Annotated in this window: 12 protein-coding genes and 1 rRNA gene; 3 read left to right on the top strand and 10 right to left on the bottom strand. The window is 38.6% G+C overall.

Translation table 11 applies throughout. From position 1 onward, the window contains the following. Together ACFQ19_RS14975 and ACFQ19_RS14970 are read right to left on the bottom strand one after the other, a co-directional pair. Positions 1-82 (bottom strand): 16S ribosomal RNA (locus ACFQ19_RS14975); the annotation flags it as partial. 845 nt (positions 83-927) lie between these two features. Beyond that, positions 928-1,797 carry a nucleotidyltransferase-like protein gene (locus ACFQ19_RS14970; RefSeq protein WP_379593403.1) on the bottom strand — a complete coding sequence of 290 codons (870 nt, stop codon included), beginning with the start codon at positions 1,795-1,797 and terminating at the stop codon, positions 928-930. A 245-nt stretch (positions 1,798-2,042) separates the two neighbouring features. Between ACFQ19_RS14970 and ACFQ19_RS14965 the strand changes: the two genes are divergently transcribed. Then, positions 2,043-2,414, top strand: a complete 372-nt coding sequence (locus ACFQ19_RS14965) for a YgzB family protein (RefSeq protein WP_379593402.1) — start codon at positions 2,043-2,045, stop codon at positions 2,412-2,414. 99 nt (positions 2,415-2,513) lie between these two features. Here the strand turns inward: ACFQ19_RS14965 and perR are convergent, their stop codons facing one another. From perR to ACFQ19_RS14945, 4 genes are all read right to left on the bottom strand, one after another. Further along, positions 2,514-2,963, bottom strand: coding sequence for a peroxide-responsive transcriptional repressor PerR (perR, locus tag ACFQ19_RS14960; protein ID WP_379593401.1), 450 nt, complete (start codon positions 2,961-2,963; stop codon positions 2,514-2,516). Positions 2,964-3,120: 157 nt separating this feature from the next. After that, complete coding sequence (locus ACFQ19_RS14955) at positions 3,121-3,678, bottom strand: cob(I)yrinic acid a,c-diamide adenosyltransferase (protein WP_379593400.1); 558 nt, start codon at positions 3,676-3,678, stop codon at positions 3,121-3,123. Between the two features lie 20 nt (positions 3,679-3,698). Beyond that, positions 3,699-4,178 (bottom strand): thioredoxin-dependent thiol peroxidase, encoded by a 480-nt coding sequence (gene bcp / locus ACFQ19_RS14950; protein WP_379593398.1) that lies wholly within the window; start codon positions 4,176-4,178, stop codon positions 3,699-3,701. Positions 4,179-4,240: 62 nt separating this feature from the next. Then, complete coding sequence (locus ACFQ19_RS14945; protein WP_379593397.1) at positions 4,241-4,675, bottom strand: ion channel; 435 nt, start codon at positions 4,673-4,675, stop codon at positions 4,241-4,243. 337 nt (positions 4,676-5,012) lie between these two features. Between ACFQ19_RS14945 and ACFQ19_RS14940 the strand changes: the two genes are divergently transcribed. Next, a complete protein-coding gene (locus tag ACFQ19_RS14940; RefSeq protein WP_379593396.1) occupies positions 5,013-6,311 on the top strand; it encodes a glutamate-1-semialdehyde 2,1-aminomutase in 1,299 nt (432 codons plus the stop codon). Between the two features lie 74 nt (positions 6,312-6,385). Here the strand turns inward: ACFQ19_RS14940 and ACFQ19_RS14935 are convergent, their stop codons facing one another. The 4 genes from ACFQ19_RS14935 to mutY form a co-directional block, all read right to left on the bottom strand. Next, positions 6,386-8,134: an ABC transporter ATP-binding protein gene (locus tag ACFQ19_RS14935; RefSeq protein ID WP_379593395.1), complete on the bottom strand. Its 1,749-nt coding sequence runs from the start codon at positions 8,132-8,134 to the stop codon at positions 6,386-6,388. Between the two features lie 157 nt (positions 8,135-8,291). Continuing rightward, positions 8,292-8,825, bottom strand: coding sequence for a nucleoside tri-diphosphate phosphatase (gene ntdP / locus ACFQ19_RS14930; RefSeq protein ID WP_379593394.1), 534 nt, complete (start codon positions 8,823-8,825; stop codon positions 8,292-8,294). Positions 8,826-9,412: 587 nt separating this feature from the next. Beyond that, the gene (locus ACFQ19_RS14925; RefSeq protein ID WP_080873799.1) at positions 9,413-9,589 is read right to left on the bottom strand and encodes a gamma-type small acid-soluble spore protein; all 177 of its coding nucleotides are present in this window, start codon (positions 9,587-9,589) and stop codon (positions 9,413-9,415) included. 138 nt (positions 9,590-9,727) lie between these two features. Next, positions 9,728-10,804 (bottom strand): A/G-specific adenine glycosylase, encoded by a 1,077-nt coding sequence (mutY, locus tag ACFQ19_RS14920; RefSeq protein ID WP_379593392.1) that lies wholly within the window; start codon positions 10,802-10,804, stop codon positions 9,728-9,730. A 72-nt stretch (positions 10,805-10,876) separates the two neighbouring features. On the opposite strand from mutY, the gene ACFQ19_RS14915 reads away from it, so the two are divergent. Continuing rightward, positions 10,877-11,866, top strand: coding sequence for a metal-dependent hydrolase (locus ACFQ19_RS14915; RefSeq protein ID WP_379593391.1), 990 nt, complete (start codon positions 10,877-10,879; stop codon positions 11,864-11,866). Positions 11,867-11,882 lie beyond the last annotated feature (16 nt).

Below are 11,882 nucleotides of genomic sequence, written 5' to 3'. Positions count from 1 at the left end.
CCGTTCGCTTCCCGCGCTCGACTTGCATGTATTAGGCACGCCGCCAGCGTTCGTCCTGAGCCAAGATCAAACTCTCCATAAAAGTGTTTGTGTTTCTTAGCTTTCAGAAGTCATTACTGACTTTTTTTAAGAAAAACGAGGTTGTCTTTCTTCTTTCGTACTGGTTGTTTTGTTCAGTTTTCAAAGAGCAATTTGTTTGTCGCCTCTAAAAACAGCGACCCAATTAATATATCATTTCCGCAAAATGATGTCAATAACTTTTTTATTTCGCGCTAGCTTTTATATTAGCTGAGCGGTTGCTCAAATCAGCAACAAAAATAACTTTACCATCATGGGAATAGAAAGTCAACGGATTTTGTAAATTTAATCAAAATAAATTTACAAATACTGACATACCCTGCAGATTTGCAGGGTAGCCAAATAGTGTACAACCGTATAAACACGAACATATTAATCATTGCCGTTCTTTTCTATATATATACAAACAGAAAGAGCTTAGCCTATTTTTATTTTCCTTCGTAATTGAAAAACTTGTATTCTTTAACCAGAAAAACACTTCCTATTCCACGCGTTCGAAGTCTAGACTTCTCAACAAAACAAATGGAGGAATAGGAACAAACCTGGGCACTGCCTATGTTTATTTACAGAAAAATGAAATCTGCTTTTCTGTAGGTTTTCTCCATTGGAATATGAAAACAAAAGGGAAAACTGCAGTTATTCATTACTTAACTAAAAAGAACAAGTATGTTTGAATAATTTCTTTCATCAAACATGCTTTGAATTCTCTTCCCCTTCTGACTAGCCTAACCCTTTCCAATTAAATGAACGGAGACCTGATATATAACGCAAACTAAATTGAACGAATACCATACTTGATTCAAAAGAAAAGATAGGGCTTGAGATTTGTTCTAAAATTAAATCCTTCCCTTACCCCTTCAGCTTGTACATTCGTTGAAACACAGCCGGATTCTTGGTAGCAACGAGTTCCATCTCGATAATATCTTTTTCCTCCAAGTAAGATATAATCGCGTTTAAATCCAATGTATAGTGTTCAATTTCCGGTAAAGCTTTAATAGATGCATAAGACCAGTAACCCTCTTGTCCACTCAATAGGTTTAAAAGATGCATGGAAGCAGATTCCGCTTTATTGAACATAACAAAATCCATCGCAATTAACATTAATTCAATTCTTTTTTCTAAATTCTCGGTGCTGTCCATAAATTTTTCGTATAGTTTGTAGACTTCTAAGTCAATATTCTTCACCTGCGTCCAGACCGTTACTTCTGGATAATATCCTTGATCAATAACAGATAATCTCGCTAAATAATGGAGTGAATTTAGAATTTTACTGTAGGAATCCATTATCTCTTTGGATTCATATAATGCTTTTCCTTCACTGAAATTTTTCAGCAATTTCCCGAAATCAATCATCTTACGAAGTGTACGTTTATCTTCTGGAAAAGATTGAAGTTCATTTTTTAATTCTTTTACAAATTCATTCCGGTCATATACTTTCTTTCCATATATAACCCATTCTGCTGCACGCCGATAACCGCTTGTATCAATCCAATCCATCAAAAGTGTCTTTGTTACAATATGCATTGCTACAGTCTGACCGCTCACTTCATAATGTTTTACGTACCAGTCGACTTCCTGACCTTCGACAATAATCAATAAAATACTATCGAATTCGTCGGTAATCGGATGATCAAATTGCGTTCTCTCTACTACAAGTATTCCTAATGTATTCGGATTGCTCGCATGCTCCTGATAAATCATTCTTTGAAAGTTCTCCATTTTAACAGTTGCCTCCCTGTTTTCTCTCTCATTAACACATGATTCGATATATACTTTAAAAACCCTTTTTTCACTTCTAAAAAATATACAATTTTAGAAAATAAGCTTTTTCGGCACAATTAAAATTATATTATAAATGCAACTCGGCATTCCTGCATCTTTCAAAGCGGAGTAGTTTATTTTTAAGATTCATTCTTCTCCTATTCTGTGATATACTGACCTTAGCATCTAAGGGAGGATTTTTAATGGCGAAACAAATCACTTATTCAAGTAAAATAAATAAAATACGCACCTTTGCCCTAATCCTTGTTTTTGCCGGTATTTTAATCATGTATGTCGGTCTGATGGTCCGTAATATCAGCTGGTTGATGCTCAGCCTGTTTATATTAGGCATATTGATGATTGTACTCAGCTGCGTTATATACATATGGATTGGTACTTTATCTTTACGGGCGGTCCCCGTCGTCTGTCCGAATTGTGAGAAGCCTACAAAAATGTTAGGACGTGTAGATGCATGTATGCATTGCAAGGAACCGCTGACATTAGATAAGAGCTTAGAAGGTAAAGACTTTGATGAACGGTATAATCAACGTAAATTCCGTGAAGAAAACAAGTAAAAAAAGCACAATGCCCGGGAGGTATCATCCATGAACCCCTAAAGCATTGTGCTTTTTTAATAACATAGAAATTAAAATTTCGACGCCGGCCGGAATGTACTATCCTTTTGCTACCTGCTGCTCTTTGCAGGCATTACAAGTTCCGTAAACCTCCAGGCGATGATGACTGACGTCAAAACCTGTCACCTGTTCAGCCAGCGATTCTACTTCTTCTAACGATGGATAGTGAAAGTCAACAATCTTTCCACACTGATTGCAAATGATATGATAATGATCTGATGTATTGCAGTCAAACCTGCTCGAAGAATCTCCGTAAGTGAGTTCTCTAACCAGTCCAATATCTTTTAATACACGTAAATTATTATAAACCGTTGCAACACTCATATTTGGAAATTTTCCTTCAAGTGCTTTATATATATCATCCGCAGTCGGGTGAATCGTTGAATTAAGCAAATACTCGAGTACGGCGTGTCGTTGTGGTGTAATCCGGACGCCTGACTTTTTCAAAGTATCAATTGCTTGCCGTAATTTATCTTCAGTCTCAGACACCCTAAACACCTCTCTTCCCAATTAATAAAATTATTAGATTATAATTCTTATAATTAGTTTATCGCCCTGTGTGCATTATGTCAATCAATTCAAACAAAGTGCCTATGATCAAAAAGCATCCATATTACCTGTATTCTTGTTGTTCCTCTTTTTGAACTTACACATTAATATGAAGCGGCTTTTCTTCTCCTTCCAACTGTTTGTTTACATACCTGGCAGCAACAAATAAATAATCGGATAATCGGTTCAGATAACTAAAAACAAGCTTATTCTCCACTTCATCTTCCAACCCCACTGTTAAACGCTCTGCCCTTCTGACTACTGTGCGGGCCTGATGGAGTGCGCTGGCTGCTTTATGACCGGATGGCAGAATAAAATTCTTTAAAGGATTAAGTGATTTATCCCATTCATCAATTTGCTTTTCCATCTCATCAATATGTTTTTGTTCAAGCTTCCAATAAACTTCTTTTCCTTTTGGCGTGGACAATTCTGCTCCGACATGAAAAAGAACAGTCTGTACCCGGTGCAGCTGATCTAGAAATGCAGCTTTTCCCTCCCAATCCGTTTCTTCAATATAGCTTGCGGCCAGGCCAATTCCTGCATTTACTTCATCACAAGTTCCGTACGCTTCTACCCGCAGATGATTTTTAGGCACACGCTGCCCGTAAACCAGCGATGTTTGACCTTTATCCCCAGATCTGGTGTAAATTCGCACTTTGTCACCCTCCCATCTTTTTATGCTTCATCAGTTGTATTTTCTTTTAAGTAATTCAAAGCATCCGTCACATGATCTTTTACCCGAACTTTTCGATATTCTGTCATGAGCTTTCCTTCTTTATCTAAAATAAAAGTAGAACGCTCGATACCATAATATTCTTTGCCAAAATTCTTCTTCAACTTCCACACACCGAATTGCTCGGCTACTTCATGGTTTTCATCTGAAAGCAATGTAAACGGCAATTCATGTTTATCGATAAATTTTTGGTGCCGGGCGGCCGGATCAGGGCTGATACCGACAATGACTGCATCCAAATCCCCGAAACTTTCATGATGATCTCTGAAATCACACGCTTCCGTCGTGCATCCTGGAGTCATATCTTTTGGATAAAAATATAAAACAACATACTTTCCTTGAAAATCAGATAGACTGACTTGTTCCCCGTCCTGGTTTGGCAATGTAAAATCATTTACCTTTGTTCCTGCTTCCAACTGCATCGAATCCCTCCATATACTTCATCTATTTTCTATGTTCAATATAGCATATTACAGAACAAGATTCATTTATCATTGTCTCTGCTGCTGATTTGTACCACCTTTAGCACAAATGCAGCAGGCAGTATGTATCCAATCAGCGCTTCTGAAAGCGCAATAATCCGCCCAATACCGACTGGCGCCAGGTCGCCGTAACCAAGCGTCAGCAAAGTAACACCGCTAAAATAAATGGAATGGGCAACTGATCCCCATATGGACACTTCTCTAAGTTCTCCATGTTCTACAATAACAATTCCCTGAAACGATAAAATAAAATAAACCAGCCCATAACCAACCATAATAATAAAATAAACAACAAGCATAGCGATAAAAATTTCCAGAGAAAAATGGCCTTCCCTCATATGCAAACGAGGATGTATGGATTTATATTGTATAAAATCATACAAACTTCTGCCGATTAACATAATAATCAAGATACAAAATATCCAGGGGATACCCATTCTTTTTGCCTCCTTCCCGCTTTGCTCTTTCGAAATATACTCGCAATTCCTGATTGGACAGGTAAGTCACCTGCACTTATCTTATATATATGCAGAAACAAAAACAGTTTGTACAAGTTTTCCTTGCAATTTTTTGTTATATTAGTAACTGGGTAAAATACATTAGAAAGAAAAACAGATTTTACCTTCTAGAGAATACACAAAATCCGCCAGCATATTTGATGAACCGATTATCCGGTCTCTTTTGGCTGTTTTTGGGATTCTCATGTTTAATGGAACCTGCAAATGCGTATGAACATCCTTTACAGGTTGGGAAGAATGAGGAGGAAACAAAATAATGAAGTTTACAAATTCAGAAAAGCTGTACCAAGAAGCTTTACAAGATATTGTCGGCGGGGTGAATTCTCCTTCCCGCTCGTATAAAGCGGTTGGCGGAGGATCACCGGTCTATATGAAAAGAGGTCAAGGAGCTTATTTCTGGGATGTGGATGATAACAAATATATTGATTATTTAGGAGCATACGGTCCAATCATTACCGGACATGCCCATCCGCATATTGCCAAAGCAATTGCAGAAGCGGCAACAACCGGTGTGCTGTACGGAACGCCGACAGAGTTGGAAAATATATTTGCGAAAATGTTAAAAGAAGCAATGCCTTCGCTGGAAAAAGTCCGTTTTAATAATTCTGGTACAGAAGCTGTCATGACAACGGTACGTGTGGCACGCGCCTATACAAACCGCACTAAAGTCATCAAATTTGCCGGCTGCTACCATGGACATTTCGATGCTGTACTGGTCGAAGCAGGATCCGGTCCTTCTACTCTGGGCACTCCCGATTCAGCCGGCGTTCCTGCCTCCAGCGCTGCGGAGGTTATTACCGTGCCATTTAATGATTTGGATGCTTTTAAAGAAGCGTTAGATCGATGGGAAGGCGAAATTGCAGCGGTACTCGTTGAACCGATTGTAGGTAACTTTGGCATTGTCGAACCGTTCGAAGGATTTTTACAGGAAGTGAATGAGCTCACGCATCGCGCCGGTGCGCTTGTTATTTACGATGAGGTTATCACTGCCTTTCGCTTCACCTATGGCAGTGCGCAACAGCTTTATAACATCGAGCCTGATTTAACTGCAATGGGCAAAATAATCGGCGGCGGTCTGCCAATCGGCGCTTATGGCGGACGTAAAGACATTATGGAACAAGTTGCACCGCTCGGGCCTGCATATCAGGCTGGAACCATGTCGGGAAATCCCGCTTCGATGGCGGCAGGAATTGCTTGCTTAGAAGTATTAAAAGAAGATGGCGTTTACGATAAATTAGAACATCTTGGACAGCGTCTGGAAGAAGGTATTTTAGAAAAATCGAGAGAATATGATATCCATCTGACCATTAATCGTCTCCGCGGCGCTTTAACTGTCTATTTCGGCGTTGATAAAGTAACCAATTACAGCCAGGCAGACGCTTCAGATGGAGACGCTTTTGCAACTTTCTTCCAACTTATGCTGAGAGAAGGTATTAATCTGGCACCTTCCAAGTATGAAGCTTGGTTCTTAACTACTGAACACACAGAATCAGATATTGAGCATACGATTGATGCAGTTGGCCGTGTATTTGAAAAAATGGCGGAAAACCAATAAAGCATTTCATTATATAAAAAGGCTTTTCCTGGAAAATGGTTGAAACATCCGGGAAAAGCCTTTTTTATATTGCTCTATTCATCTAAATTTTGAATTTGATACAGATCATAATAATGACCACGAAGCTTCATTAGTTCCTCATGCGATCCGATTTCTACAATTTCTCCATCTTCTACAACCACAATACGGCTTGCATGTGTAATGGTTGCTAAACGGTGCGCTACAATAAAGGTTGTTCTGTCAGAAGCAAGTTTTTCCAATGTTTCTTGAATAAGATGCTCACTTTCTAAATCCAATGCCGACGTAGCCTCATCAAAAATCAGGAGCGGCGGATTTTTCAGGAAGACACGTGCAATAGCAACCCGTTGCTTCTGCCCACCGGATAATTTTACACCACGTTCGCCGACCATGGTTTCATATCCTTCTGGCATTTCTTCGATAAAATCATGGGCGTTGGCTGCTTTTGCTGCGCGGATAACTTCTTCTTTCGTTGCATCTGGATTCCCCATTCGAATATTTGTCTCAATGGATTCAGAAAACAAAATATTATCCTGCAGCACCATGCCAATGTTATCCCGCAACGCACGCGCCTGCATGTCCCGCAAGTCCATACCATCAATTTCAATGGACCCGCCTGTGACATCATAAAAGCGGGGAATTAAACTGATCAGTGTTGACTTTCCTCCCCCACTCATTCCGACAAAGGCAATCGTTTCTCCTTTTTGAACATGGAGATCCACATCATTGAGCACCATTTCTTCTTCGTCATCATATTGGAAGGAAACATGGTTAAACGTCACTTTTCCTTGTAATCTGCCCGGATCCACTGCATCTTTTTTGTCCGTAATATCATAAGGCTCATTCATTAATTCAAAGACACGGTCAATCGAAGCAATAGACTGTACTAATGTCGTGGATGAATTAATCAATCTGCGCAGCGGACTGTAGACACGTTCCATATATCCGACAAAAGCTACCATCGTACCAAGCGTTGTATTGCCCATAATTACCTGATAACCCGCAAAAGCAATTACTAAAAGCGGCGCTAAATCGGTAATTGTATTTGTTACTGCAAAAGTTCTGGCGTTCCAATCTGTATGTTTCAAGGCACGGTCCAGAAAATGTCTGTTTCTTTTATCAAACTGTTCATCTTCATAATCTTCCAGTGCAAAACTTCTCGTTACCGGAACACCTTGAATCCGCTCATGCAGATGTCCCTGTACTTCAGCTAAAGCCTGTGACCTTTCCCTTGTCAAACGGCGTAAACGGCCGAAAAAGTATTTGACAGAAATCCCGAATAACGGGAATAAAATAATCGATACAAAGGTGAGCGGCACATCCATGGTAAACATAATAATAATGGCAATTAAAATGGTGGTGACGTCCAGCCAAATATTCATCAGCCCTGTCATCACAAAATTTTTCGTCTGTTCCACGTCATGGATGACCCTGGAAATAATTTCTCCTGTCTTGGTCTTCGAATAAAATTTTAAGCTTAATTTCTGCAGATGATCGAATAACTTTCCTCTGATATCAAAAAGGATTTTATTTCCTACCCACTGCGCTAAGTATTGTCGTATATACTCAACTGGCGGACGAATAATTAAAAAGACCACAAAGGAAATTCCCATTATCCAGAATAACCGGGAGATTCGCTCGGCTTGAGTCATATTTTCTACCGTAACAATATTATCGATAACATATCTCAGAATTAAAGGCATTAACAATGGAATACCGAATTTGACAACCCCGATAAGTAATGTCCATATAATTTTCCATGTGTACGGTTTTACAAATTTCATATACTGTCTGATACTGCTCATTTATCAACTTCCTCTGCTTCAATACGATAATATAAAAGAGGTATCCTTATTACTATACCCAGTAATAAGGATACCTCTTTATCCATTCTGATTGCAATCAAATCGCTTTGAAGTCTCTCAGACAATTTCACCTTTCTGTTTGCTGCTCCCCTTCCTTTTAATGATACGTTAAATACATTTCATACCAATCATCCACAAATCCCGGAGAAAAAGGTCCTTTCCCCTGACGAATCCAATGAATCAATACATTGAGCTGCTGGTAAAGAATGTGGTGAATTTCTTCCGGATAATGCATTAAAACTTTATTTTCTTCATATTCATCTTCATCGAGCAGATTAAAAGTCATATCGGGAAATACCTTTACATCTAAATCGTAGTCAATGTATTTCAGTGATCTTGCCTCCTCATCATAAACAAACGGCGAACTGAGATTACAGTAATAATAAATGCCGTCGTCACGAAGCATGCCAATAATATTAAACCAATGCTTGGCATCGAAATAGCAAATAGCCGGCTCTCTTGTCACCCAGGAATGTCCGTCGCTTTCCACCACCTTTGTCCGATCATTTGCTCCAATGATAATGCTTTCCGTTCCTTTTAGTACCACACTATTTTTCCAGACTCGATGAAATTGTCCATTATGTTTATAACTTTGAATCATTATTTTCGAACCAGCGTTTGGAGAAACCATTCAAAATCTCCCTCTCCATTTTTCATACAGTGTTTTTAAAGTTATTTTTTATTATAAGCCTTCAGCGGTAAAAGTTAAAGAATAAGTCTTTTTAAATTAGCATAGTAAATGAAAAGCAAGCTCATTTCAGAATGGTTCTTATTAATAAAAAATTTTGAACTATCATAACTTGAAATTAATATTTTACCTTCTGGCTTCCGCTCCGGCCAATCACCCCGCTTTCCGACGTACAAATATTATCGGTGGGGCAAGTGACCACAGCAATAGAGTCAGGTTAATACGACCACTATGGAAAAAGTGTTCTGTCTGATCTACCTTTTAGTTGTTCAGCTATTTCACCGGTATAGAACACCCCACTAGCGGAGGCAGCCTTACACCTTACCTTCTCACATCTTTCTCAATAGATGTATGGAAGAAACGATTAACCTCTGTTCCTATAGAAAGAAGTTACTCTTTAAAGTGCGTCAGTTGAGTAAATAAAAAGACAGGATTATTAATTCAATTTATATAGCATGATTTCTTTTTATGTATAAAAATAATTAAAAGGGTTCCCATAGTTGGAAACCCTTTTATTGGTTAAACAGATGTTATTGCTTGTTTTGTTGAGATTGTTGGTTTTGCTTTTTCACTTCTTGCGCATCTGTTTCTTGAGCAAACTCAGTACCATATTGTCCTTGAGCTGCTTGTTGGTTTTGCTTCTTCACTTGAGCTGCGTTTGTTTTTGCAGGATTTTGCTGGTTTTGTTGATTTTGTTTTTTAGCCATCAATATCACCTCCGCAATAATTAATCTGTCCCGAAATGCATTTCTTTATCCAAACTTTTTTAAGAAAAATTTTTTATGCTTGCTTAGCCGCATTACACCAGGGATTACAACTTTTTTGCGGTATGAATTTTTGACCTCTTATTTTTCCTCTAGAAAAGGAATCATTTTTTGATGCGAAACCGGAAATGGATATTGATTCAGCTCTTCTAAGGAAACAAACCTTAATCGGCTGTCTTCTGCAGTTTTGTGATTTGTTGTTGCTTTGCGTACATCTACATGCCAAATAATATGAGAAAAAACATGTTTGATGGAAGTGCATGATTCGCTAATATCCACATCTAAATCATAATGCTCTTCTATCCAACTTTGCCAATCATTTTTAACTATGTCGTCTTCCGGAATCATCGGAAATTGCCATAATCCGGCGAGTAATCCGGAATCGGGTCTTTTTTCAATGATATATTTTCCTTCCTGATTTTGGATAAGCAGCGCAATATATTGTTCCTTACGCTGTTTTTTCGCTTTCTTTTTTACGGGAAGATTCTCTTGCACACCTTCCGCATACGCCTGGCAATGTTCCATTACAGGACAAAACATACATAAAGGTTGCTTTGGTGTACAAATCGTCGCACCTAAATCCATAATCGCCTGGTTAAATGATGAAGGATCTTCTTTGGAAATCATTTCTCCAACATAGGATTCAAATAATTTTTTAGTGGAGGCCTGCGTAATATCTTCTTCCATCAGCAGTACCCGTGAAAAAACACGCATGACATTGCCGTCTACCGCCGGAACCGGCTGGTTGTAAGCTATAGAAAGAATAGCTCCCTTTGTGTAAGGACCGATTCCCTTTAAACTGCCAAGCTGTTTGGGATCATCAGGAATTTCTCCATCATAAGATGCTACAACTTCACGTACAGCAGTTTGTAAATTTCTTGCACGGGAATAATAACCTAAGCCTTCCCATTGTTTTAATACGTCTTGCTGGTCTGCTTCAGCTAAGTCATATACGGTCGGATATTTCTCCATAAACTGATTAAAATAAGGGATAACCGTATCTACTTTGGTTTGCTGAAGCATGATTTCAGACACCCAAACGCGGTAGGCGTCGTTATTTTCACGCCAAGGCAAATGTCGTTTGTTTTCCAGATACCAGCTGATTAAATCCTCTTGGAAAGCGGAAATATCTATATTTTCTAATCGTTTATCTTTCATGTTTTCACTTCCTATGTGTTAAAATAATCTTGAAGTGCTTTAATGGAAGCAACTTAAGGAGGATAAGTAACTATGGATACTGGTACGCATATAGTTATGGGTGTTGCACTCGGTGGTCTGGCAACACTGGACCCTAATGTGCAAAGTGACCCTACTCTATTTCATGCCGTATTGGTTGGAACAGTCGTCGGATCACACGCTCCTGATTTTGATACAGTATTTAAATTAAAAAGTAATGCAACGTATATTAGACAACACCGTGGAGCTTCCCATTCACTTCCAGCTATTCTTATGTGGAGTCTCCTTGTCTCCGGAGCAATTTATTTATTCGTTCCTGAAGTAAGTTATTTGACTCTGTGGCTATGGACTCTGTTAGCTGTGTCTATTCATGTATTTGTCGATTTATTTAATGCGTATGGCACACAGGCTTTCCGGCCGTTTACAAAAAAATGGATTGCAAAAGGATTTATTAACACCTTTGATCCCTATATCTTTTTCTTGAACGTTGCCGGTATCGTAGCATGGGCACTAGGCGCCAACCCCGGATATACATGGCTGATTATTTATACAGTTATTGTATTATATTACATCAAACGCTATATGGACAAAAGAGAAATTGTTCACAAAATTAAAGAATATTTACCTGACACAGAATTTGTCGCTACATCCCCTACTCTCAAACAAAATTATTGGCGTGTCGCTATTACAACAAACGAACGCTATTATGTAGGTAATGTTGAAAATCGGCACATTGAAATTGTTGATGAATTTTATCGTGTCCCTCTGCCTGATTCAGACATCATAAAAACGGCATTAAAAGATAAAAATATCTCTTCTTTCCTTAATTTTTCTCCGGTTTACCGTTGGGAAATAAATACAGAAGAAGATGATGTTACTGAAGTACGTTTTATTGATTTACGCTACCGAAGTAAAGGATATTATCCTTTTGTAGCCGTTGTGAAGATGGATGACAATCTGAATGTCATTACTTCTTATACAGGCTGGATTTTCTCGGAACAAAAACTGCAGAGCAAATTAATTCCAAGCGATTCAAGCCCGTAACACGTACAATTTAGAT

Source organism: Oceanobacillus locisalsi (assembly GCF_042675985.1).
Taxonomy (GTDB): Bacteria; Bacillota; Bacilli; order Bacillales; family Amphibacillaceae; genus Oceanobacillus; species Oceanobacillus locisalsi.
The sequence above is the reverse complement of the archived record's forward strand: the minus strand, read 5'-3'. Positions and strand labels throughout refer to the sequence as shown.